Here is a 24,485-nt window from a genome sequence, read left to right as displayed (position 1 = left end):
TCTGGTCCGTTTCGCTCGGGTCCGGCCCCGCCTCGGGCCGGTCGCGCTCTGGTGGCGCCTTGGCTGCCCGCCGCACCCGCTGTCGGCCCCTTGCGCCCCGCCGCCGGCCCGTCGCTCGCGCCGGCACGGCGCGGATGGTGTCCGCCATCGGGGCCGTCCGCCGCGCGGCGCTCGCCCCCGCGTCGTGCGGCGGGGGCGCGTGCCCGGGCCCCTCGACACCCCGGCACGCCCGGGCGCGGTGTCGGAGATCGTTCCCGCCTCGACGATGAGTTCGGGGAGCGGCCGGGGTTGTACCGGTGACGGATCGCGGCGGGACCGACCGGGTCGCGCCGGTGCCCGGCTGGGAGCCGGCCGGGCAATCCCGCGCGGACACCGGTACGGCGGGGACGCCGGCGGTACGGGGCGCAACGCCACGGCCGGTACCGCCACCCCGCAACCGCGCGCGAGACGTGTGCGACAGCGGTCGCGAGGGACAACGCGACCGGGACATCGGGTTGGTGGAGGTGGCGGCAGATGGCGGCCGGGACGAGCTCACCCGAGGCGGAGCTGCTGTCCGCGGCACGGTCCGGCGACGGCGAGGCCTTCGGACGCCTGGTAGGCCCCCTGCGGGACGAACTGCGGGCGTACTGCTACCGGATGCTGGGCTCGTTCCACGACGCCGAGGACGCTGTCCAGGACACCCTTGACCGCGCCTGGCGCGCGCTCGACCGGTTCGAGGAGCGGGGGTCGATCCGGCCCTGGCTCTACCGGATCGCCACGAACCGCGCCCTGAGCCTGATCGAACGACGGGGGCGGCGCGAGCTCCCGACCGATCTCGGCCCCGAAGGCGCGCCGGCGGCCGAGGCGGAATGGCTCGAACCGTACCCGGACCGGCTGATGGGCGGAACGCCCCGACCGGGGCCGGAAGCACACACGATGGCCCGGGAGAGCATGGAACTGGCGTTCGTCGCCACCCTGCAACACCTCACCGCCGTCCAGCGCGCCGCCCTCCTGCTGCGGGACGTCCTCGGCTACCGCGCCCTCGAGACCGCCGAGATGCTGGGTACGAGCGTCGCGGCGGTCAACAGTGCGCTGCAGCGGGCCCGGAAGATCCTCGCCGAACGGCTTCCCGAGGGCAGCCAACATCAGGCCCTCGAGAACCTCGGCGAGGCAGGTCAACGCGAGATCGCCCGACGGTACGCGACCGCCTGGGAGAACGGCGACATCGACGCCATCGTGGCCATGCTCACCGAGGACGCCCGGTACTCGATGCCACCACTGACCGCCTGGTACCACGGTCGGGACGCGATCCGGACCTTCCTCGTCGACGTCTGTCGGCCGGGCTGGCGCTTCCGGCCCACCGCCGCGAACGGGCAGCTCGCGTTCGGTACCTACCTGTGGGACGACGACCGGGGCGACTACCGGCCGGCCGGGCTGGACCTACTGATGATCCGGGGACGGCGGATCTGCGAGGTCGTCTCGTTCCTCACCGCCGACCTCACCGCGTTCGGCCTGCCCGCCCGACTCGCCGGAGCCCCACCCGCCCCGCCGCGATGAATTCCTCGGCTCCCCCGGGTTGTACCCGTGACAGACAGTCAACCCGGAGGAGGAGTCCCTGATGCCGACGGACGAGGAGCAGATTCGCACCCTGATCGAGCGTTGGGCCGAGGCGGTGCACCGCGGCGACCTGGCCGGGGTGGTCGCGGACCACGCCGAGGACGTCGTGATGTTCGACGTGCCGCCGCCGTACGAGGGGGTGCGAGGGCTGGACGCCTACCGGAAGGCGTGGCCGCCCTTCCTCCGGTGGCAGCTCAGCGGCGCCCGCTTCGAGATCGAGTCCCTGGACGTCACCGCCGGGGACGGCGTCGCCTTCGCGTACGCCCTGCTGCGCTGTGGCACCGAGGAGATGTTCGCCCAGAATCCCGACAACCGGCTACGGTTGACGCTCGGCCTGCGCAAGCAGGACGGCCGCTGGGTTGTCACCCACGAGCACCACTCCTTCCCCTACACCGACCAGAGCGCGGACGACGACACGGCGCAGGGTGACGCGCGGCGCGCCGACCCGGGGCAGGCTGACCCGGTACGGAACGCAGCCGAGGACCACGCCGCGGCGGACGCCGCCGAGGACGACGCGGCGCGGGACGCCACGGCCGAGCGGGAGCTGCGGGAACTCCACGAGCGCTGGTTCGCGGCCACCGCGGCGAAGGACCTGGACGGCCTGATGGCACCCATCGCCGACGACATCGTCTCCTACGAACACGACCAACCCCTGGCGTACGTCGGGGTCGACGCCGTCCGCGAGGTCTGCAGGGGCGGCCTCGACGCCGCCGGCGACGGCGCCGTGACCTGGACGGTCCCCGACATGTCGGTACTGGTCCGCGACGACCTCGCCGTGGTCTGGGGGCTCAACCTCGTCCGGGTGGAGCAGCCCGACGGTGGGTACGCCGAGAGCTGGTCCCGCGGCACCCGGGTCTTCCGGCGCCGCAACGGCGCGTGGACGATGGTCCACCAGCACCTCTCCTACCCGTACGACCCGGCCACCGGCGTGGCCCGGACCGACCTGCGGCCCTAGCCGCCGCCCGGGCGGGCGTACCCGACCGGCGGGCCGGCGTCCCGGGGCGGGGACCACCCGCGGCCCCCGGTAACCGGGTGCCGCGGGCGCCGCGCGGAGCGTCAGGACCGTCCCGATCCCTCGGCGCCGGACCCGTCGGCGGGTGGGCCGGCCGTGCCGAGCTGCGCCGCGATCCCGTCCAGTACGACGTCGAGGCCGAGCTGGAACGAGGCGTCGAAGTCGTCGCGGCCGAGATCGGCGTGCTGGGCCAGGGTCGGGTGGGCCTCGCCCCTGCGGTCGAGGTACTGCTGGGCCTGGCGGCGCAGTTCCGCCTCGGCCGCAGGGTCGGGCTGCTGGCCGCGCCAGGCGTTCTCCATCGCGGTGAAGCCCTGGACGTAGTAGGTCAGCGCCCCGACCGCGGCGACGAGCCGGGGCCCCGCCAGGCCGGCCCGGTGCAGCAGGGCGTAGACCAGCTCGGACCGGGCCAGGGCGTGCGGGCCGAGCAGCGGGCGGGTCGCCATCAGGGCGGGCAGCCAGGGGTGCCGGAGCATGACCTGCCGGCTGCGCCTCAGTTGCCGGCTGAGGGCCTCGCGCCAGGGCAGCCCGTCGATGCCGTCGATCTCGATCTCGGCGATGGCCGCGTCCGTGGCCAGGTCGAGCACGTCCTCCCGGCTACTGACGTACTCGTAGAGCGACATGGTGCCGGCGCCGAGGCGGGCCGCGAGGCGCCGCATGGACAACCCCTGCACGCCCTCGACGTCGAGCAGGTCCACGGCGGCGCGGGTGATCCGTTCCCGGGAGAGCCGGGGCCGGCGGTCGGGCTCGTCGGTGAACCAGATCGCCGAGGAACGTGGCCGAGGCATCTGGGCGACTCCTTCCGTACACTGTACGGATAACCGTACAGCTAGCTTCGCCTCGGAAGCCAGAACGCGACCCAGGGAGGAAGCTGTGGTTGTCACGCCTGATGAATGGCTGCACCGGTACGCACTGCTCGCGCTCCGGCTCGACCGGCAGCTCCAGGGAAGCGCCACCGGGACGGTGGTCGTCTACCAGGGGCCGCCGGACTGGCGTGCCGAGGTGGCCGGCGAGGAGCCGCCGCCGGCCGGCCGGCTGATCGAGGACGCCGAGGAGCTGCTGGCGGAGATCCCGTTCGGCCCCGACCGGACCGAGTATCTCGCGGCCCACGTCCGATCCATGCGGGCGGTTGCCCGCCGGCTCTCCGGGGTGGAGCTGCCGCTGCCGGAGTACGCCAGCGAGGTCCTGGGAGTCTCGGCGTCCTTCCTGCCGGAAGACCTGTTCGACGACGCCCACGCCCGGCTCGACCGGGCCCTTCCCCCGGGCCCGGGTTCCCTCTCCGACCGGCTGCACGCCTGGCAGGCCGCGCACACCCTCCCCGCAGAGCAGCGGGACCGACTGCCGGGGCTGGTGGAACGGGCCATCGCCGAGACGCGGCGGCGCACCGAGCGGATCGTCCCGCTCCCGCCCGACGAGGTGGTGCGCTGCAAGCTGGAGTCCGGGGTGGCTTACCGGGCCGCCGGCGAGTACGAGGGCGGCGTGACCTCGACCCTCCACCTCAACGGGGACCTGCCGTTCAACCTGGCCGACCTGTTCTACGTCGTCGCCCACGAGGGACACCCGGGGCACATCGCGGAGTCGCTGCTGAAGGACCACCGGCTCGTCAGGGAGCAGGGCCGCCTCGACCAGCAGATCCGGTTCATGCTCAGCCCCAGCTTCGTCCTCAGTGAGGGGCTCGGCCTGCACGCCGAGGACATCATCTTCCCCGGGGACGAGGCCCAGGCCTGGTTGACCGACAACGTCCTCGCCGAGTTCGACATCGCTCCGGACGGCAGCGACTTCGCCGCGATCCACCGGGTCCAGAACATCCTGTTCGGAGCCTGGGCCAACGCCGCGTACCTGGCCGACGAGGGCCGTTCCGACGAGGAACTGGCCGCGTACCTGAGCCGCTGGGCGCTGCTCTCCGACGCCGAGGCGGCGGCGGCGCTGGCCACGCTGCGGGCGACCGGGATGGCCGTGTACATCACCGCCTACTTCCACGGCTGGCGCATCCTGGACACCTGGCTCGCCACCGACCGCACCGCGCGGGTCCGCCGGCTGCTCACCGAGCAGCTCCTCCCGGCCCAGCTCGAAGCCAGCCCGGCCTGACCCGAACGGGACGACGGCGCCGGGCCGCGCCGGACGACGTCGCGACCGCGTCCCGTGGCCCGGCGCTCCCCCCGCCACGGGCCGGGCCGCTCGGGCGGGAACCGGCGGCCCTTCCGCGACGTCGGTGGTGGGTGTGAGGATCCTGCTGTCGCTGGTCGCCGTACTCACGCTCGGCGGCTGCGCGGGCCACGAACCCGAGCGCCACGAATCGGGCGCGGCGGCGCCGCTCCGGGGCTTCGGCATCGAGGTCGACCGGGAGGTCGCGCCGCGGGTGCCGCGGGTGCACCTGACGACCTGCGGTTCGTGGGGCTGCCACGAGCAGGACGTACCGCTGCACATCTCCGGCCCGACGAGCGTCCTGCCCTGCCCCTCGTCCGCCGCGCCCGACACGGCGTGCGGGGTCGCGCGGCTGCCCGGCGCGGGCCCCGGCTACGGCTACGCGCCGGTGCCGGCGTTGACAGTGGACGAGGTGACCGTACGGGTCACCACCCCACCCGGCGCGCCGTTCCCGATCGACGCCGAGGTGCTGGTCCGCCCGTCGGTCGTCTGCCCAAGGCAACCGGGCCGGCCGGACCAGCCGCCGGCGTCGGGCGCCGCCCGGGCGACCTGCCCGGGAGGCGCACCGCAGGCCCGGTTGCACATCGCCGCCGACGGCACGGTCCGCCAGTCTCGGTGACCCGCGGCGTGGTACGCCGCCGCACGCCGAACCCCGTCACCACGGCCGGTCGGTCCGCACCGGCTCCGCGGTCGGGATGTGGGGTCCGGCCGTCCTCTTCCCGTCCCGCCGTGCGTCGCCGCGACCGCCGGCACAGATTCCGCACACCCCGCACGACCCCGCTGGGCCGGATGCGCGCGCCCCGTGTGACGAACTTCTCCCGGCCGCGGCCGCCGGAGGAGCGGTGACGGCTCACGCACACCGGAGCCGGTGGCGACGGTCCCGGACGCTGGGGAGTGGAACAGTAGTGTCACTACCATTTCATCACGGTGGGCAGCGGCCATTGGGCGCACGCCGGACGGCCGGCAGCATAGTGAGTGGCGACAGTCCCGTGGATCGGCCGGCACGAGCCGGAGGGCGGGACCGCACAGGGATGGTTGATGTGGATTTCCGTATCCTTGGGCGACCGGACGTGTACCACGACGGGAAGTGCCTGGACATCGGGGCGCCGAAGCAGCGGGTGGTGCTCGCGGCCCTGTTGCTCGGTACTGACCAGACGCTCTCCGCCGATCGGTTGGTGGAGTCGGTGTGGTGGCATCCCCCGGCCGCCGCCAGCGCCAATCTGCGCGGGTACCTGGCGGGGCTGCGCCGGGCGCTGCGGGTGCCGGGCGAACGCGACTCGCGCCTCCGGACCATCCGGGGTGGCGGCTACCAGCTGACCGTGTTCCCCGGCGAGCTGGACCTGGACCGCTTTCAGGGACTGGTCGACCAGGGTGAGCGGGCGCTCCGGGCCGGGCGGGCGGCCGAGGCCGCCGACCGGCTGGAGCGGGCGCTACAGCTCTGGCGCGGGCGGGCCCTGGACGGCGTGGCGTGCGGACCCGCACTACAGGCGAAGGTGACCTGGCTGGACGAACGACGCCTGGCCGTGGCCGAGCAGTGGGCACAGCTTCAGCTCGACCTGGGTCGGCCGGAGAGCGTCGTCACCGAGCTGCGGACGCTGGTCGCGGAACACCCGCTGCGGGAACGGCTGTGGTCGTACCTCATGCTGGCCCTGGCACGGTCCGGGCGGCCAGGCGAGGCCCTGGCCGCGTACGCCGATCTGCGGGCCGTGCTGGCCGGGGAGCTCGGCACGGACCCCGGTCCCGAGCTGCGGCAGCTGTACCAGCTGATCCTGCACGGGGACGACCAGGCCCTGGAGCGGGACCCCGCCCCGATCGGCGCCGGCCGGGTGGACGCCGGACCGGCCCGCCCGCCGACGGGCCGGGTCGAGCCGGTCGCCGGGCCACCCCGGCAGCTGCCGGCCGGCGCCGACGGCTTCTGCGGCCGCACCGGGGAACTGGACCGGCTGTTCCAGCTCCTCTCCGGCGCCATCGGTTGGGGCGGCCCGGTGGTGGTGGCCATCGACGGCCTGGCCGGTGTCGGCAAGTCGGCACTCGCGGTCGCCGCGGCGCGGACGTGCATGGACGGGTTCCCCGACGGGCAGCTCTACGTCGACCTCCAGGGCGCCAGCCCCGGTCTGCAGCCCCTGGCACCGATCGAGGTACTCGGCCGGTTCCTGCGTACCCTCGGCGTCCGCCCGGTCGCGGTGCCCGACGACGAGGCGGAGGCGGCGGCGATGTTCCGCTCGCTGGTGGCCCAGCGTCGGGTTCTGGTCGTGCTGGACGACGCCGCGTCGGTGGCACAGGTCCGCCCGCTGTTGCCGGCCGGTCCCGGGTGCGCCGCCCTGGTGACCAGTCGTGACGTGCTCCTCGGCCTCACCGAGGCGGTCCGGGTGCCCCTCGGCGTGCTCTCCACGGAGGACGCCGTCGACCTGCTCGGCCACCTGATCGGACCGGCGAGGGTGGCCGAGGACCCCGCCGCCGCGCAGCGGATCGTCGCGCTCTGCGGCCACCTTCCCCTCGCGCTGCGGATCGCCGCGGCGCGGCTGGTGGCCCGGCCCGGCCTGCCGATCGCCGCGCTGGCCGACCGGCTGGAGGCCGCGCAACACCGGCTCGACGAGCTGGCCGTCGCCGACCTGGCCGTGCGCGCCAGCCTCGAACTGACCCACCGGGGCCTGGCCGCACAGACGCGGACGGCGTTCCGCCGGCTCGGTCTGCTGCGGCAGCGGGAGTTCCCGTCGTGGGCGCTGGCCGCGCTCCTGGACGTTCCGCTCGCACCGGCCGAACGGCTGCTGGACGACCTGGTCGCGGCGAACCTCGTCGAGCCGGCGGGCGAGTCCCGCTACCGGCTGCACGACCTGGTTCGGCTGTACGCCCAGGAGCAGGCCGCCGCGACGGAGCCGGCACACGCCCGAGCCGCCGCCATCCGCCGCCTGGTGGGGGCCGCCCTGGCCCTGGCGGAGCGGGCCGACGCCCGGCTCTCCGCGGACTTCCTGGGCGTCTCGCGGCACCGGCTGCCCCGGTGGAGCCTGCCGCAGGTGGAGGCGGAACGGCTCACGGCCCAGCCGAGGGACTGGTTCGAGCGCGAGCACGCGTTCCTGGTCGCCGCCGTGGACGACGGCCTCGACCTGGGCGCCACCGGCCTGGCCGGCTGCCTCGCCGCCTCGCTGACCACGTTCTTCCAGATCAGCAACCGCTTCGACGACTGGCGCCGGGTGCAGACCCGGGCGCTGGCCGCCGCGCAACGCGCCGGCGACCGGCGGACGGCCCTGAAGCTGCACCGCGGTCTCGGTGAGCTGGACACCATCCAGGACCGGTACGCCGACGCCATCCGCCACTTCGAGGCGGCGCGGGCGCTCAGTACGGCCCAGGAGCCCGAGTACGAGGCCGCGGTCACCGCCGGTCTCGGGTACCTCCGGCGGCTGCGGGGCGAGTACGGGGCCGCACTGCGCCACTTCGGGCGGGCCCGACAGCTCGCCGCGGCGCACGACAACCTCAACGGACTGGTGTACGCCACGAGCGGGATCGGCGTGGTGCACCTGGAGCGCGGGCAGCTGGCCGAGGCGGCCGCGCACTTCGCGGAGTGCCTGCGGCTCAGCCGCCAGGCCGGCTACCTGCCGGGCGAGGCGCAGGCCCTCCGGTGCCTGGGGCACGTCGAGCGCGCCAGCCACGCGTACGACGCGGCCGCGGCGTACCTGCGGGCGGCACAGGAGATCAGCGAGCGGCTCGGCGACCGCCTCGGGGCAGCCCACGCCGGTTGCTGGCTCGGCGAGATGTGGGTACGGCAGGGCCGCCACGCCGAGGCGCGGTGGCTGCTGGCCCGGTGTCTGTGGGTCTACCGCGACTACGCCAACGCCTGGGGGGAGGCGGGGACGCTCTGGGTCCTCGCGGTCGCCCAGCTCGCCGTCGGCCGGCCCCGGGCCGCGTGCCGCCGGGCCGAACAGGCGGTCACGGTATGGCGGCGCATCGGCTCCCCGTACTGGCTCGCCATCGGCCTCGACACGCTCGCCGAGGCGCACGAGGCACTGGGTGAGGGCGCCCCGGCGGAACGGGCCCGCCACGAGGCGAAGGAGCTGCGTGACCGGCTCGGCGGACCCCTCTCCTGAGGGTCGTCCCCCGCCCGCACGGGTCCCCCGGGCACCGTCTCCCCGGCAGCCGGGTCATCTCCCGTCCGCGGACGCGGCGGTCTCGCGGCGCCGCACGATCCGCAGCGGCACGCGCGGCCGGGGGCGGCGTGGCAGGGGATCCGGTGGGTAGCGGGTCGGGCGGGGCGCCTCGGCGGGGAGCTCGCGGCGCAGGATCGCGCGGTGCAGGGCCGCCAGCTCGGCCCCGGGCTCCACGCCGTAGCCGGCGATCAGCGCCGCCCGCGCGCTGCGGTAGGCCTCGAGCGATCCCGCCAGGTCACCACTCCGGTAGCAGGCCACCATGAGCTGTCCCCAGGCCCGTTCCCGGTGGGGGTGGTCACCGAGGAACTCGTGCAGCATCGCCCGGGCCGGTTCGTACTCGCCACGCCGGATCAGCACGTCCGCGTACTCCTCGGTCGCGGCGAGCCGCTCCGCCGCCAGCACCGCGGCCCGGGCGGCCAGGAGATCGCCCTGCGACACGTCCTGCAGCGGCGTTCCCCGCCAGTGCCCGAGGGCGCGACGCAGGTATCGGCCCGCCCGCGCGAGGTCCCCGGCCTGGACCGCCCGCCGCCCCTCGGCGAGCGCGGCCTGGAAGGCGATCGCGTCGACGGTGAACCGCACCCCGTGCGCCGGGGCGATCCGCCAGCCGGAACCGTCGCGGATGAGGTCGGCGCGACCGGCCAACCACGCCCGCAGCCCGGACAGGTAGGTGCGGAGGTTCGCCGGTGCCGACCGTGGCGGCTCGCGCCCCCACAGTTCGGCGGCCAGCCGGGCGCGTGACACGGTGCCGCCGTCGAGCAGCATCAGGGCGAGGATGCGACGCCGGTTGCCCACCGGCGCCCGGACCGGCTGCCCGTCCAGGTAGATCTGCAACGGCCCCAGCAGTCCGACGGTGAGTTCCACGCGACCCGCTCCCTCCCTCGTCCGGAGCACCGTCCCAGGATCACACGATCGTTGTGGATGAACGGTGGAAGGAGCGTGGACACGACATCGATAACATCAACTGTCTTCACGTCGGGACCGAGAGAGCGTCGGAGCACGGGGGCGGGATGCTGCGGGTTTCGGTGCTGGGGCCGGTGCAGGTCCTGCGCGACGACGTCCCGGTCCGGCTGACCGCGCGGCAGGTCGAGGTGCTGTCGATCCTCCTGCTCAACCCGGGTACGCCGGTGCCGGCGCACCGGATGGTGGAGCTGCTCTGGGGTGGTGCGGTCCCGAAGGCCGCCGCCGCGACCCTGCGCAGTCACCTGTCACACCTACGCCGGGCGCTGCGACCGGCCGCCGGTGACGCTCCGACCGTCATCAGCACCGCCGGCTCGGACGGTGGCTACCGGTTGGACCTGCGTCCGGAGCAGGTCGACGCGCACCGGTTCGAGCAGGGATACGCCCACGCCCGGCGGCTGCTGGACGCGGGCCGCGCCGAGGAGACGGCCCGCGCCGCCGCGCTCCTGCACGACGCCCTGGCGCTCTGGCGGGGCCCGGCCTTCGCCGACGTTGCCGCCCGCCCGTTCGCCCTGGCCGAGACCGCCCGGCTCACCGCGCTGCGTCGCTCGGCCCGACTCGCCCATGCCGAGGCGCTCGCCTCCCTCGGCCGGTACGCGGAGGTGATCGTCGCGCTCTCCGGGGTGGTGGCCGAGGAGCCGTACGACGAGGGGCTGCGCCGGCAGCTCGCCGTCGCGCTCTACGCGGAGCACCGGGTGGACGAGGCCGCCCGGCTCTGCCAGACCGGGCTGGTGCTGCTGCGCCGGCGCGGCATCGACGCCCCCGAACTCCACCGGCTGCAACGCCAGATCCTGCAACGGACCCTCGTGCTCGGCCGACCGCCGAGCGGCGTCTCCGGTGCGCCTCGGGCCGGAGCGGGTCGGGTCGACCTCGCCGTGCCGTCGGGTCCCACCGGGATCCGGGTCGGCCCCGACCTGCCGGTCGCGCCGCACCTGCTGCCGCCCGACCCCGCGCGCTTCGTCGGCCGGGAGGCCGAACTGGCGCGGCTGCGGCGGCTGCTGCACGACCTGACCGGCCGGGCCGAGCTCGTGCTCATCACCGGACCGCCCGGGGTGGGCAAGACCAGTCTCGCGATCCGCGCCGGGCACGCGGTGGCGGACCGGTTTCCCGACGGTCAGTTCTACGTCGACCTGCGGGGCTTCGACCGCACCGGCCGGGCGCTGAGCCCGGGCGAGGCGCTGCGGGGCTTCCTCGACGCGCTGGGCGTACCGCACCAGCAGATCCCGGCGACCGAGGCGGCCCAGGCCGGCCTGTACCGGGCCACCCTGGCCGGCCGGCGGGCGCTGGTGGTGCTGGACAACGCCCGCGACGCCGAGCAGGTCCGGCCGCTGCTGGTCGGGTCGCCGGGCTGCGCCGTCCTGGTCACCAGCCGGAACCAGCTGGTCGACCTGGTCGCCGCCGAGGGAGCGCATCCGCTGGTCCTGGATCTGCTCTCCGTGGCCGAGGCCCGGCAGCTCCTGGCCCGCCGCCTCGGCGCCGAGCGGGTGGCCGGTGAGCCCGAGGCCGTGGCGGAGATCATCGAGCGGTGCGGCCGGTTGCCGCTGGCGCTGGCGATCGTCGCCGCCCGGGCGGCCACCCACCCGAGCTTCCCGCTCAAGTCCCTCCCCGACGACCTGCGCTCCGCCGGCCAGGGCCTGGACGGCTTCCCGTCCGGCGCCGGCACCACGATCCGTACCGTCTTCTCCTGGTCGTACCGGGCGCTCAGCCCGGCGGCGGCGCTGCTGTTCCGCCTCGTCGCCCTGCATCCCGGCCCCAGCATCGCCGTGCCGGCGGCGGCCAGCCTCGCCGCCGAGCCGCCCGCCCGGCTGCGTCCGGTCCTCGCCGAGCTGGCCGGGGCCCACCTGCTCACCGAGGTCTCCCCCGGCCGCTACGCCTGCCACGACCTGCTGCGCGTCTACGCCGCCGAGCTGGCCGGCGGCGATCCGGCGGCCGGGCGGCGGGCCGCGCGCCGGCTCCTCGACCACTACCTGCACACGGCACACATCGCGGACCGGCTGCTCTGGCCGCAGCGGGATCCGATCGACGTACCGCCGCCCAGCGACGGGGTGGTTCCGGAGCGGTTCGCCGACCCGCAGGCCGCACTGGCCTGGTTCACCGCCGAGCACGCCGTGCTGATCGATCTCGTCGCGCGGGCGGTGGACGCCGGATTCGCCGCGCCCGCCTGGCAGCTCGCCTGGGCCCTGGTGAACTTCTTCGATCACCGGGGACACTGGGACGACTGGGTGGCCACCTTCCGGCGGGTGATACCGGCGCTCGACCGCCTCGGTGACCGGGCCGCCCAGGCGCACGCCCACCGCATGCTCGGTGCCGCGTACGTGCGGCTGGGGCGCCACGCCGACGCGCGTGCGGAGTACCGGCGGGCGCTGGAGCTCTTCGACGCGCTCGGCGACATCGTCGGCGAGGCGTTCACCCACCGCGCCCTGGGCTGGTTGGCCGAGCGGCAGGGCGACCCCGCGGGGGCGCTCCGCAGCGACCTGCGGGCGCTGCGGCTGTTCCGCGAGGCGGGCCACCAGGACGGCCAGGCCGGCGCGCTCAACTCGGTCGGCTGGTGCCAGGCGCTGCTCGGCCGGCACCGGGAGGCGGTCAGCCACTGTGAACAGGCCCTCCTGCTACACCGGAAGACCGGTAACCGGGGTGGCGAGGCCAGCGCCCTGGACAGCCTGGGCTACGCCCACCACCTCCTCGGTGAGCACGGTCCGGCCATCGGCTACCTGCGACAGGCGGTCGCGCTGAACCGGGAACTCGGCCGGTGGACCCAGGAGGCGGAGGCCCTGCACCACCTCGGCGACGCGCAGGACGCCGCCGGGGCCGGCGCCGCCGCCGACGAGTCCTGGCGCCAGGCCCTGGCGATCCTCGACCGGTTGGGCCACCCCGAGGCCGAGACGGTCCGGGCCAAGCTCGGACGCCGGCCCGGAGTCGACCGGACGGCGGACGCCCGGTAGCGCCGCGCGGTCCGCGGCCCGGTGGCGCGGCTGCCCGGCCCGGCCGGGGCCACGGCACGGGCCGGCCCGGTGGCGTCCCGCCACCGGGCCGGCCGCGCGACGGTGCCAACTGGCACCACCATCGCCGTCACCTGAAGTAGCCGCCGTTGAAGAGATTCGCCTCTATCTCGAAGGGGTTGTAGCAGGCCCCGGGGTCGGTGCACCGCTGCTTGCCGTGCTTGCGCGGGCCGAAGACCTGGTACGCCCGCTTCGACAGGTTGTCCATCTTCGTGTAGAGGATCGGGAACCAGATCGGGCCGAACAGGGCCCACTGGGTGGCGTGCCGGATCTCGTGCGCCAGGAGCAGCTTGTCCTTGAGCACGTCCTTGGTCGGTTTCCGGGTCAGGAAGACGTTCCCGTGGGTGTACTCGCGCCCCTTGAACGTCCACTTCGCCCCGCCGCAGACCCACAGCCCGCCGGCCGCCTGGGAGCAGGATGCGCCGGCCGCCGCCGCCTCGCCCCGGGCGGCGATGCTGACCCCGGCGTTCATCCGGGCCCGCCAGTCGTCGAACTTCGTGCCGAGCACCGTCCGTACCAACTCGCCGAGCGTGGTGATGAAGTTGGCCAGCGACTGGATCCGCCCCTTCAGCGCCTTCTTGGCCTGGCTGCTCAGGGACGTCGCGCCCAGCTCCTTGTAGATGTCGTCGACCTCGGAGTTGATGATCGACGCGATCTTGTTCAGCTCGTTCCGGACCTCCTTGCTGTACGGATCCTTCTTCAGGAGGTTGACCAGGTTCATCAGGATGTCGTAAAACCCGTCCGGGTCACGGAACGCCTGCTTCATCAGCTTCTTCAGCTCGGCCTGGAGCTGCTTCTGCTGCTGCTTGCTCGTCCGCCGCCCATCCGGGTCGCTGAACGAGGTCGGGTTGTTCTCGGCGTACGCGTAACCCTGGAGCTGCTGCGGATCCTCCACGTCGGTGACCGGGTCGGCGGAGAGGAACCGGCCGAGCGCCGGGTCGTACTCGCGCGCTCCGAGGTGGGTCAGCCCGGTCGACGGGTCGCGCGGCCCGCCGACGAATCCCCGCTCGTCCGGCCAGGACGACGGCGTCGCCCCGCGCGGCGCCCCGAACGGCAGGTGCCGGCGGACGGTCACGGCCAGCGTCGCGGCGTTGATCGCCACGTCCGCGGTGCCGTGCAGGTCCGTGGCCACCCAGGTCAACCCGGCCGGGGTACGCACGGCCACCGTCTCGCCGCCGAACCGGTACGACCGGGTGCCGGTGACCTCCCCCGTCGCCGCGTCACGGCGCAGCTCCATGCCGTCCAGGTAGAGCGTGGTGCCACCGGGGTCGCGCCGGAGCAGCCGGTTGCCGTCGGCGTCGTAGACGAAGCTCGTCACCGCCCCGCCGGCCGTCACCGTGGCCAGGTGCCCCTCGGCGTCCCAGGTCAGCTCCTGTCCGGGCCGGGCGATCGTGTTGCCGGCGGCGTCGTACGTGTAGGAGTCCGTGGTCGGGCCGCCCGGACCGGTCGTGCTGACCGTGCGGACGGTGTGCGGCTGCGCGGTGCCGGGGGCCGGATAGGTGTAGGTGGAGACCGTGTCGCCGCCGGAGGCGTGCCGCACCTCCGACAACCGGTTACCGGTCACGTCGTAGGTGTACTCGTGCCAGTACGGCGCCGGGCCGCCGAGCGTCGCCGTGCTCGGTGCGGCGGTGCACCCGCCCGTCGGTGTCCAGGCGGCCACCAGCCGGCGGAGGTGGTCGTAGCGGAAGCACTGGGTGTCCGCCGCCCCGCCCGCCGGGGTGTCGCTCACCGAGCGCAGGTTGCCGGCCGGGTCGTAGTCGTAGCGCCGGTCGGCGACCGACGACTGGTTCGCCGTCTCCCGGCTCACCTGGGCCCGGACCACCCGGCGGGTCGCGGGGTCGTAGCTGAACGTCTGCCAGACCCGCGCCCCGGGGGTGCCGAACGTCTGCTCCAGCGGCTCCGACAACTCCGTGTACCGGGCGGCGGTCACGTAGTCGGTCAACCCGGTCAGGGTCGAGGCGAGCCCGAGCGGGGTGTAGCCGTAGTGCAGCGTCTCGTCGGGCAGGCCGCCGAGGCTGTCCCGGCCCGCCATGAACGGCATCCGCACCGTGGCGACCTGGCCGGCGTCGTTGTAGGTGATGCGGTTCTCGTAGCGCCCGGCCAGCCCGGTCTCCACCTCCGGGATCGTCACGGCGGTGCCGGTCGGCCGGCCCGCCTGGTCGTAGCCGAGCACCTCGGTGGTGTACGCGTGGCCGTCGACGTACCGGGTGCTGGTCGCCGGCAGGCCCACCCCGCCCGGGGCGGTGTCGTAGGTCCACGCCGCCAGCTGGGGACCGTCGAGGCTGCCCGCGTACGCCCCGATCTTGCGGCCGGCCGCGTCGTAGGCGTACGCGACGGTCTGGCCGCGCCCGTCGGTGGTGGAGATCAGCCGGTCGTCATCGTCGTAGGTGTAGGTGATGGTGCCGGCGTCCGGGTCCTCGGTGCGGACCTTCCGACCGCGCAGGTCGTAGGTGTAGCGCCAGACGTTGCCGGCCGGGTCGGTCACCGAGGCGAGCTGCCCGGCCCGGGTGTAGGTGTAGCGGGTGGCGTCGTAGGGCCCGGTCGGCGCCCCGCCGGCGTACTGGCGCAGCTCGACCGTCCGCCCCTCCACGTCGAGGATCCGGGTGGTCGCCGTCTCCCCCTCCGGTGGGTCGACCGAGACCCGGTCCCCGCCGTACGTCGTCGTGGTGCGCCACTGCTCCACGCCGAACGACCGCAGCGCCTCCACCGTCGGGCGGTTCGCCCCGTCGTAGCTGTACGTCGTCACCGCCGGCAGGCTCTCGTCGGCGGCCGAGACCAGGGTGCCGGACGGCGGGGACGCGTTGTAGAAGGGGCCGGTGCGCCGGGCCACCCGGCCGTGCGAGTCGTAGCCGATGTCGGTGATGATCCGGCCTCCGGACGGCGACGGTTCCTGGGTCTGCCGCTCCCGCAGCAGCCCGTCCAGCAGCAGGTAGCTGGTGGTGTAGCCGCCGTCGCCGCGCAGCGTGCTGGTGGCCACCACGCTCGGGCGGCTGGCGTTGACCTCGTAGCTGTACCGCCGGGTGGCGGTGGCGCAGGAGGTACGTGGCCGGCCCGGCTCCCACACGCAGGTCAGCCGCCCCAGCGCGTCGTAGCTGGCGTCGGTGCGCCGACCGGCCGTGTCGACCTGCGCGACCGGCTGGGCCCGGGCGGGGTCGAGGAGGGTGGTCTCGGTGTGCCCGAGCGGGTTGGTCCGGATCATCTGGGTCACCGGCCCGCCGGTGGCCGGGATGTAGGTGGTGGTCGACCGGTTCCCCAGCGAGTCGACGGTCGCGATAACCCGGCCGTGGCTGTCGTAGGTCGCCCGGACGTTGGTGACGAACGCCTGCCCCGTGGCGCCCCAGGAGGCGGTCTTGTCGTGCCGGGTCGCGTGGCCGGCGCCGGGGATCGTGCCGGTGGTCGCGGCACCGTCGTAGTAGAGCCGCTCGTCCGAGATCAGGTCGGCCGGGTACCGGGGCACGGAGTCGCAGGAGCGGCTCAGCTTCAACACCCGGGACGGCAGGTTTATCAGGTGCCGGTCCGGGCTGGTCGCGTACGTGGTCTGGGTGCACCGGTCGTCGGTGCTGTCCGCCACGTCGCCGAGGTCGTTCACCTGCCGGATCCGCCCGTACGCGTCGAACGTGCGGTGCTCCTCGGCGACCCGGATCCCGCCGTCGGCCAGCGCGGCCCGCTTGCGGATCACCGCGATGTCGAGCTGGTGCGCGTGCAGCGGGTCGTTGCCGCTGCGGACCCGGGTGGCCAGCGGCTGGGTCAGGTAGGGTTCGTTGATCGTGCTGGTCACCATCGGCCCGCCGTCGCCGTTGTAGACGATCGTCTCGCGGGTGAAGCCGCTCAGCCGGGGGTGGTCCTCGACGCGGCCACCCGCGGAATCGGTGACCCACACGTCGCGTCGCCCGCCCCCGGCGAGCCGGTCGTCATCCATGCCGCGCAGGAATAGGTACTCGGTGAGGCTCTGCACGCCGGCCGAGGAGTCGCCGGTGCGGACCCGCACCGTCTGGTAGCCGCGCCACTGGTTCCAGTCCCGCTTGGTCGTCGGGGTCGCCTCCGAGTCGTCGTAGTGCCAGGCGGCACCGCCGACGTACTCGTACCGGGTAAGCCGGGTCGGGCCACCGCCGACCAGGTCGGCCTCGGCGACCTGGGTGACCACGTACTTGTAGAAGACGTCCGGGCCGCCGTACGGGCTCGGCAGGCGGCCGTTCGGGTAGCAGCGGCTCACGTTCTGGTCCGGGAAGATGTACGGCTCACCGCCGCACTGCGCCGCCGAGTACGAGATATCGATCCGACCGCCGGTCTCGGTGGTGATCCGGTTGACCCGCCACTTGTAGAGCGACGGGAACTCCTGGTTGCCGTTGTGCCGGTTCTTCATCGACACGCCGCCGAACGTCACCTCGGGCAACGTGAGTGTGCCGCCGAAGAGGCCGGTACGGGTGATGCCGTTCAGCCAGAGCGACCGCGAGGCGTCGTTCTCCTCGCCCCACGGCTCGTCCGCCGGGTACGGGTCGGGGTAGGACTGCCGCAGCGTCCACGAGTCGACGTCGCGCAACGCGCCGTTGACCTGGACCTGGGTGGTGACCGAGCTGAGCCGCTTGCTGGTCCAGAAGGTGGGCGTCCAGTAGTAGGTGCAGGAGCTCTGGCAGTGCTGGTCCCACGGCACGTCCGGCCAGTTGGACCAGTTCGCGGAGGCGGACGTGCAGGTCGACCCGGCCTTGCGACACCGGTCGGCCACCGTGAAGATCACCCGGGCACCCGGCGTGGTGGAGTAGACCTCGCCGTCGCGCTGCCCGTAGTCGATCCGGGTCAGGTAGGCGTTGCGGACGTAGGCGGTGGTCTCCCCGAAGTAGGGCATGCCGTCGTAGCGCCCGTAGTTGTTGGTCTCCCGCTGGTACCAGTACGACATCGCGTCGCCGTTGCGGTCCACGACGTAGTCGAGGTTCCACCGGTAGGCCTGCTGGCACCACGAGGTGGCCGCGGTCGACGTCCGGCATGGTTCGCCCGCGTGGTTGCCGAAGACCGGCACGGTCTGCGTCGAGTTCGTCTCCGGCCGCCCCGACGTCCAGCCGGTCAGCCGGTTAAGCCCGAAGTAGTACTGGGTGCCGTCCGGCGAGGTCAGCCGCCAGTGTTCACCGTCGTTGTCGCCGTTGCTCGCCCCGGTCAGCTTCTCGACCTTCCAGCCGCTGTCGTTCTGCGCGCGCCAGGTTCCGGTGTCGTCGTCCCGGACCAGGGCGCCGCCGATCCCCGGGAGGGAGACGATCGCGTTGTCGGAGACCCAACACAGGTCGCTCGCGTCGACCGAGCCGCCGGTGTCGTCCCGGCACGTCCGGTAGGCGCGCTCGATGTAGCCGGTGGAGAGGTCGAAGCCCTCACCGACCCAGGACGGCTGGTTGTTCGAGGATCCGGCCCGGCCGTCGACGCTGGCGGCCGAGTAGGTGATCGCGAGCTCCGGCACCGGTCCCGGCACCCGCGGCGTCTGGAGTGGGTAGTTCCAGGTGAAGTCGCCGGACTGGAGACCGACCTGCCAGGTCGCCGACGGGGCCAGCTTGGTCGCGGCGAACGAGCCGGTGCTGCCCTCCGGGGCCGCGGCCACCGCGTAGACCGCGTCCGCGGTGCCGGGCAACTCCAGCTCCGCGACGAGCCGCCGGGCCGTGACCAGGTTCCGGCCCGGCACGGGTTCGGCGGGGCCGCGGCACCGGGCCGCGCCAGCCGCGTCGCCGGCCGCCGAGGAACTGCCGGGCGCCGGGCGGGCGGCCGGGTCGGCGCAGGACGGCAGCCGGAGCAGCCGCAGCCGGCTGCCGAAACTGCCCCCGGCCGCCGCGGCGAAGCCCGAGTAGTCGATCTCCACCGTTGCCCGCCCCGCCGCCGCCACCCCGTCGGCGCGGCGCAGCTTCAGCAGCACCCCGGTGAGGCCCACCGCGCGGGCCGCCGACCGGTCCAGCACCTCCACCCGTACTCGTTCCGGACCCGCGCCGCGGGCCGGGGCGCCCACCCGGACGGGCAGGTCGCCGGCGGGGGCCCGGTGCGGTTCCCGGTCGGCGGACCGGTCGGACGGCGCGGTCGGCAGGCGTACCTCGGCGACGCCGGGTGCCGGCCAGCGGACCTGCACCGTATCCCGGGAGTCGGCCAGGGTCGCGGGGTCGGGCGGGCTGGAGCGGGCCGGCACCGCCTCGACCGGCACCGATCCCATCCGCTCGACGGCGGGACGGGCCTCGGCCCGAGGCCGGGGCGCCGCGCCGGCGGTTCCGGCGGGTACGACGAGAGGGGCTGCCACGGTCGCCGCCAGGGCCGCGACCATCACCCGGGTACGTGCCATCCCGTCCTCCACGGCTGGACAGACATCGACATAAGTAACGGTAGGAAGCAGCCGTTCAGGGAAGCGCACACCGCCGCGCACACGGGTCGGCGGGGTTGGGTCCCCCACACGGGTGTGACCCCGGCGCGCCGGAGTGCGCCGGGGTCACGGGGGAACGGTCGGGTCAGAGGGTCAGCGACCACCTGTCGAGGTAGCCGGTGTCCCCGTACTCGGCGTCCTGCACCCGCAGTCGCCAGGTGCCGCTGCGGGCCTCCCCGGAGAGGTTCACCTGGTAGACCCGGTCGATGTTGTCCGTGCCGCTGCCGGAGCGGTTGTGCAACACGTACGACGTACCGTCCGGCGCCACCAGGCTCACCACCAGGTCGCCGATCCAGGTGTGCACGATGTGCACCTCGACCTCGCTGGTTGCCGAGGCGGTGCCGGAGCAGTGCGACAGGTCGATCGCGCTCTCCACGGTGGACAGGTCGGTGATGCTCCGGTTGGTGTCGTTGCTGCCGGTGCAGACGGTCGGTCCGCCACCGCCACCGGACAGGTCCAGGGACCAGGAGTTGAGATAACCGACGTCGGCGAGGGCGGTGTCCTGCACCCGCAGCCGCCACGTACCGTTCGCCGACTCACCGGAGAGGTCCACCTGGTAGACCCGGTCGATGTTGTCCGTGCCGCCACCGGAGCGGTTGTGCAACACGTACGACGTACCGTCCGGCGCCACCAGGCTCACCACCAGATCACCAATCCAGGTGTGCACGATGTGCACCTCGACCTCGCTGGTTGCCGACGGCGCCACCGAACACCCGGAGATCACAATCGTGCTCTCCACCGACGACCCGTCCGGGATCGCCACGCCGGTGCCGTTGCTGCCCGCGCAGTTCCCGGGACCGCCACCGCCACCGGACAGGTCCAGGGACCAGGAGTTGAGATAACCGACGTCGGCGAGGGCGGTGTCCTGCACCCGCAGCCGCCACGTACCGTTCGCCGACTCACCGGAGAGGTCCACCTGGTAGACCCGGTCGATGTTGTCCGCGTCGCCACCGGAGCGGTTGTGCAACACGTACGACGTACCGTCCGGCGCCACCAGGCTCACCACCAGATCACCAATCCAGGTGTGCACGATGTGCACCTCAACCGTGCTGGCCGCCGACGGCGCCACCGAACACCCGGAGATCACAATCGTGCTCTCCACCGACGACCCGTCCGGGATCTCCGCATCGGTGTCGTTCGACCCGGCGCAGCCCGGCAGCCCCTCCACGGTCAGCGTGTACGTCGCCGTACGGGTGGCGTACGTGCCGGTGCCGGTGATCGTCACCGGATAGTTGCCCGGGCGCGTCGACGCCCCGACGCTGACCGTCAGCGTCGACGACCCGCCCGCGGTCACCGAGGCCGGCGTGAACGACGCCGTCGCCCCGGCCGGCAGCCCGCTCGCGGTCAGCGCCACCGACTGGGCGTCGCCGGCGGTGACCGCCGTCTTCACCGTCGCCGTCACCGAACCGCCCGGCGGCGTCGCCCCGGCGGTCGGCGAGACCGACAGGCTGAAGTCGTGCTCCGGCGGCGCGGCGTTCTCGACGTACAGCAGGACGTTCGGCGATCCCGGTCCCGGATTGGTCACCACCCCCGTGGTGCCGTTGCCGACCAGGTGGTCGCGCACCTGCCGCGGGGTGAACGTCGGGTTCTGGGCGAGCACCAGCGCGGCCGCGCCCGCCACGTGCGGCGACGCCATCGAGGTGCCGTCCCACGCGTCGCTGGAGGTGTTGCTGTCCGCCGTCGACGAGGTGATGTTCACCCCCGGGGCGAAGATGTCCACGCAACTGCCGTAGTTGGAGAACGAGGCCCGGGCGTCGCTGCGCCCGGGACCGCCCTCGAAGCCCCCGGTCGCCGCCACGGTGATCGCGTTCGGCGCGCTGGCCGGCGAGCTGTCGCACGCGTCGGTGGTCTCGTTGCCGGCCGCCACGACGAAGGTCACCCCGTCGGCGATCGCGTTCTCCACCGCGGTGTTGACGGAGTCCGCCGCCGGCCCGCCGAGGCTCATGTTCGCCACCGCGAGTTCTCCGGCGTCGTGGTCGCCGGTGACCCAGTCGATGCCGGCGATGACCTGCCCGTACGTGCCTTCGCCCGCGCAGTTCAGCACCCGTACCGCCACCAGGGTGACGCCCTTGGCCACCCCGTACTCGCGGCCGCCGGCGGTGCCCGCGACGTGCGTGCCGTGGCCGTCGCAGTCGTCGGCCGTCCCGCCGTCGATGGCGTCGTATCCGGAGACCGCCCGCCCGCCGAAGGTGTTGTGGGAGAAGCGGATGCCGGTGTCCACGACGTACACCCGGACCCCGGCGGCCGTGGTCGGATAGGTGTAGCTGTCGTCCAGCGCCAACGGCCGCTGGTCGATCCGGTCCAGCCCCCAGGACGGCGTCGGCGACTGGGTGTCGGTGGCGCGTACCCGGTGGTTCTGTTCCACGTACGCCACGGACGGGTCGGCCGCGAGTTGCCGGGCCATCTCGGCCGTGCCGGTGAACTCGAACCCGCGCAGGGCGTGCCGGTAGGTGCGGGCGACCGTCCCGCCGACCCGACCCGCCATCGCGCCGGCCCGGTCGGCCACGGTGCTCGCCGCGACCGTGGCGTCCTTGAAGACGACGATGTAGCTGTCCGCGACCGCGGTCGCCCCACCGGTGTTGCGGATAACGCCCGTCCCGCCGGGTGCGGCGGATGCCGGAGGCGCCATCGCCGCCGCGACCGCCAGCACGCTGGCCGCCCCGACCAGCATCCCGAGCCTCCCCCGCCGGCCCGTCGGGCCGAAAGGATGTCTCACTGCCTGTCTCCTCCCCTCGCGCCGAGACGGGTCCGTGCCGATGAACGCCGGCGGCACGGGACCCGAGATCGACTAACGGCGATGCTAGGTGACGTGACGGCGCACTGACGGCAGGTAGCCGGCCGGAAACCGGTGGTGTGCGCGCCGTGTGCGGTTCGGTGTACGCCCACCCCACCGCAGATCCGGACCCATCCCGCCACTCCCCCGCCCGATCGCCCGGAAGCGGTGAATCGGCCCCAACCGGAAGGTGGTCACGGGCCGGCACGCCGACGCGGAACCGTAGTCGCGCGGTCACGGAGCGCCTGCGACAATCACGGCATGGATGGCAGCGATCACGGCGCCAGTCGTACCGCCGCGAGTGCGGACTTTCTGGAGTGGAACTTCACGATCATGGCGGGAAGCTCCGCATGGTCGATCGAGCAGGGAATGACCCAGTTGCTCGCCCACCAGAACGCGGAGGGCTTCGGGCCGTCGCTGGCCGACGCGGCACGACACGACGCCAGGGTCATCCACGAGTTGGGCCAGCGGCGGACGCCGACGGCGGTCGCCGCGCTGCGTGCCTTCCAGGCGATGAGCACGGTCGACACCCAGCGTGACCTCGCCCGGCTGAACGCCGACCGGCTCGTCGAGCAGGGACTGCCGGAGCCGCCCTGGGCACCCACGATCGGCCGGGTGCGGATGGACGGCTGCTGGTGGGCGCACGACCCGTTCGACGAGACGGCGATCGTGCTCTGCGCGTTCTCCTACGACGGAGCCGACGAGCACGCCATCCTGGCCATGATCGACCGTACGATCGGCGGCGGCCTGGTCCGGGAACTCACGCTCGGCACCCGGGTGGAGCCGTGGCTGGACCTGCTCCAACACGCCGACGAGGGCGGTGACGGCCTGGTGAGCGCGCCTCTCGACCCCGCGGTCGCCCGGCGGCTGCTCGAGGACGCGGTGGCCACCTCGGACGAGCTGTCCGAGAACCCGGAGTACACGCTCAGGCCGTTGCCGGCGACGTACCGGAAGATGCGGGCGCTGACCCTGGCCCGCGCCCGCGCGCTGAGCGACGTGTCCGCCCGACCGGAGCCGTTCCCCACCAGTGTCGAGATCGAACTTCTGAAGCGGACCTTCCTCGGCTCCGCCGCCGCGGCGGCCCTGCCCGGGGACGACGCGACACGCCGGGCGCTCGACCTGCTCGTCGCGCAGTTCGTCGACCAGGCGGCCTGTCATCCCCTCCGGCTCGGCCCGCGCCGGGTCATGGCCGTTCTCTCTCTGTCGACCCTGGCGTCCGGCGCCGCCACCGATCCGAGCGTCGGGCGGGTCCTGCCGGACGTCGCCCGGGCCTGGGTCCGGTGGACCGCGGTGGAACGCGGGCTGCCGGGCGACGCCACCGAGCGGCTCGACGGCGTCGCGGAGCAGGCGTGCACCCAGCTCCGCGCCACGATCGGCCAGGGCCCGGCGCCGACCTGACGGCGCCCCGGCCGCCGTCGCGACGGCCCGGGCCGGACGCCCCCGGGGCGCCGGCCACGGTCTTGTAGCATGGCCGCGTTCCGCGGTGGCGGCTGAAACGAGGGCGACATGCGGTGGTTCCGGCAACTGCTGGGGAGAAGGCAGGTCCAGCCCGATCCGGCCCGGCAGCAGGCGCTGCTCCAGGACGTCCGGCACCGTTTCGGCGCGCACCTGCGGGTCCCGTTCGCCGAGCAGGCCGAGGCGGTGACCCGGGTGCTGGACGGTGACGACGGCCTGGTGGTGGCGGCCGGGATCCTGCGCGAGGTCGCCGACGAGGCCCACGCCGCACTCCACGCCCAGGTGGCGGAGCTGTTCCGACGTACCGGCCGACGGTTCATCGTCAACCGCCGCAACTATCGGCCGCTGTGGCGGGAGGCCGGAGCGGAGCTGCGGTGGCCGCTCTTCACGTTGCCGTGTGGCTTCCACCCGTACGCGCAGGTGGCCGCGGCGGTCACGGTCGTCGGTGCCCGGGCGCCCCGGGTGGTACGGGTGGTCGACCCGATGCCGCTGCTGGCCCACGTGTTCGAGGTCCTCGACCTCACCGCCGCCGGCTGGGAGTACGGCCGGGTCCGCGTCGACGTCGACGGCGCGTCCCTGGCGAACCGGCTTATCTCGACGGCCCGGCAGCTTCGCGCGGCGATGGACGATCCGCCCCGGCTGCCGCCGCCGGTCCGGGAGCTGATGCGGCGCAACAACACGATCGACGTCTACGACCCGGCCGCCGACCGGGTGGTCAGCGGCATCAACCTCGGCGCGGAGCTGAGACCGGCTCTGCTCAGTTGATCGGCTTCCGCGCCCCGCCGGCCGCCGGTGGTGGTCGACGGGGCGAGGGTCGCACGCGCACGCCCGCAGCCGGGAGCCGGTCGGGAACGCCCCGCGCATCGGTCGGCGCCCCGCGCATGGGTCTCGGTGTGCCATGCCCCATCGGGCGGTCCCCGCTCGCGACCAGGCACGGAGGGCCGGCGACAGAGGGAGCGACATTGACATGTTTCGTCCTCTTATTCGAAACTGAACATGTCGACATCTGCGATCATCGATTGCTTCT

12 protein-coding genes are annotated in these 24,485 nt (G+C 73.9%); 8 read left to right on the top strand and 4 right to left on the bottom strand.

What is annotated here, in order from left to right; translation table 11 throughout:
• Positions 1–513: 513 nt before the first annotated feature.
• Together EF879_RS20865 and EF879_RS20860 are read left to right on the top strand one after the other, a co-directional pair.
• Positions 514–1,536, top strand: coding sequence for a sigma-70 family RNA polymerase sigma factor (locus EF879_RS20865; RefSeq protein WP_123561147.1), 1,023 nt, complete (start codon positions 514–516; stop codon positions 1,534–1,536).
• Positions 1,537–1,597: 61 nt separating this feature from the next.
• Positions 1,598–2,551, top strand: a complete 954-nt coding sequence (locus EF879_RS20860; protein WP_123561145.1) for an SgcJ/EcaC family oxidoreductase — start codon at positions 1,598–1,600, stop codon at positions 2,549–2,551.
• Between the two features lie 101 nt (positions 2,552–2,652).
• Here the strand turns inward: EF879_RS20860 and EF879_RS20855 are convergent, their stop codons facing one another.
• Positions 2,653–3,393 (bottom strand): TetR/AcrR family transcriptional regulator, encoded by a 741-nt coding sequence (locus EF879_RS20855; RefSeq protein ID WP_123561143.1) that lies wholly within the window; start codon positions 3,391–3,393, stop codon positions 2,653–2,655.
• 85 nt (positions 3,394–3,478) lie between these two features.
• On the opposite strand from EF879_RS20855, the gene EF879_RS20850 reads away from it, so the two are divergent.
• The 3 genes from EF879_RS20850 (at position 3,479) to EF879_RS20840 (ending at position 8,832) form a co-directional block, all read left to right on the top strand.
• Entirely contained in the window at positions 3,479–4,693 is a 1,215-nt protein-coding gene (locus tag EF879_RS20850) for a hypothetical protein (RefSeq protein ID WP_199736539.1), read from the top strand.
• Between the two features lie 133 nt (positions 4,694–4,826).
• Entirely contained in the window at positions 4,827–5,369 is a 543-nt protein-coding gene (locus EF879_RS20845) for a hypothetical protein (protein ID WP_123561141.1), read from the top strand.
• Between the two features lie 451 nt (positions 5,370–5,820).
• Positions 5,821–8,832, top strand: coding sequence for a BTAD domain-containing putative transcriptional regulator (locus tag EF879_RS20840; protein ID WP_158624220.1), 3,012 nt, complete (start codon positions 5,821–5,823; stop codon positions 8,830–8,832).
• 54 nt (positions 8,833–8,886) lie between these two features.
• On the opposite strand, the gene EF879_RS20835 is transcribed toward EF879_RS20840, so the two are convergent.
• Positions 8,887–9,753, bottom strand: coding sequence for an AfsR/SARP family transcriptional regulator (locus EF879_RS20835; protein WP_123561137.1), 867 nt, complete (start codon positions 9,751–9,753; stop codon positions 8,887–8,889).
• A gap of 146 nt (positions 9,754–9,899) precedes the next feature.
• Here EF879_RS20835 and EF879_RS20830 point away from each other — a divergent pair, with 146 nt between their 5' ends.
• Positions 9,900–12,791 carry a BTAD domain-containing putative transcriptional regulator gene (locus EF879_RS20830; protein WP_123561135.1) on the top strand — a complete coding sequence of 964 codons (2,892 nt, stop codon included), beginning with the start codon at positions 9,900–9,902 and terminating at the stop codon, positions 12,789–12,791.
• A gap of 127 nt (positions 12,792–12,918) precedes the next feature.
• Here EF879_RS20830 and EF879_RS20825 read toward each other — a convergent pair whose 3' ends face one another.
• Entirely contained in the window at positions 12,919–19,152 is a 6,234-nt protein-coding gene (locus tag EF879_RS20825; protein ID WP_148086498.1) for an RHS repeat-associated core domain-containing protein, read from the bottom strand.
• Positions 19,153–19,315: 163 nt separating this feature from the next.
• The gene (locus tag EF879_RS20820) at positions 19,316–21,901 is read right to left on the bottom strand and encodes a S8 family peptidase (RefSeq protein ID WP_233604632.1); all 2,586 of its coding nucleotides are present in this window, start codon (positions 21,899–21,901) and stop codon (positions 19,316–19,318) included.
• 363 nt (positions 21,902–22,264) lie between these two features.
• Here EF879_RS20820 and EF879_RS20815 point away from each other — a divergent pair, with 363 nt between their 5' ends.
• A complete protein-coding gene (locus EF879_RS20815) occupies positions 22,265–23,401 on the top strand; it encodes a hypothetical protein (protein WP_123561131.1) in 1,137 nt (378 codons plus the stop codon).
• Positions 23,402–23,509: 108 nt separating this feature from the next.
• Positions 23,510–24,223: a hypothetical protein gene (locus EF879_RS20810; RefSeq protein ID WP_123561129.1), complete on the top strand. Its 714-nt coding sequence runs from the start codon at positions 23,510–23,512 to the stop codon at positions 24,221–24,223.
• Positions 24,224–24,485 lie beyond the last annotated feature (262 nt).

The organism is Micromonospora sp. HM5-17 (assembly GCF_003762835.1).
GTDB lineage: Bacteria > Actinomycetota > Actinomycetes > Mycobacteriales > Micromonosporaceae > Plantactinospora.
This window is presented reverse-complemented; position numbering and strand designations above follow the sequence as displayed.

Coding starts and splice junctions, on each gene's coding strand:
- EF879_RS20865 (WP_123561147.1), top strand. CDS start 514: ATGGCGGCCGGGACGAGCTCACCCGAGGCGGAGCTGCTGTCCGCGGCA.
- EF879_RS20830 (WP_123561135.1), top strand. CDS start 9,900: ATGCTGCGGGTTTCGGTGCTGGGGCCGGTGCAGGTCCTGCGCGACGAC.
- EF879_RS20815 (WP_123561131.1), top strand. CDS start 22,265: ATGGATGGCAGCGATCACGGCGCCAGTCGTACCGCCGCGAGTGCGGAC.
- EF879_RS20810 (WP_123561129.1), top strand. CDS start 23,510: ATGCGGTGGTTCCGGCAACTGCTGGGGAGAAGGCAGGTCCAGCCCGAT.
- EF879_RS20855 (WP_123561143.1), bottom strand. CDS start 3,393: ATGCCTCGGCCACGTTCCTCGGCGATCTGGTTCACCGACGAGCCCGAC.
- EF879_RS20820 (WP_233604632.1), bottom strand. CDS start 21,901: ATGCTGGTCGGGGCGGCCAGCGTGCTGGCGGTCGCGGCGGCGATGGCG.
- EF879_RS20825 (WP_148086498.1), bottom strand. CDS start 19,152: ATGGCACGTACCCGGGTGATGGTCGCGGCCCTGGCGGCGACCGTGGCA.
- EF879_RS20860 (WP_123561145.1), top strand. CDS start 1,598: ATGCCGACGGACGAGGAGCAGATTCGCACCCTGATCGAGCGTTGGGCC.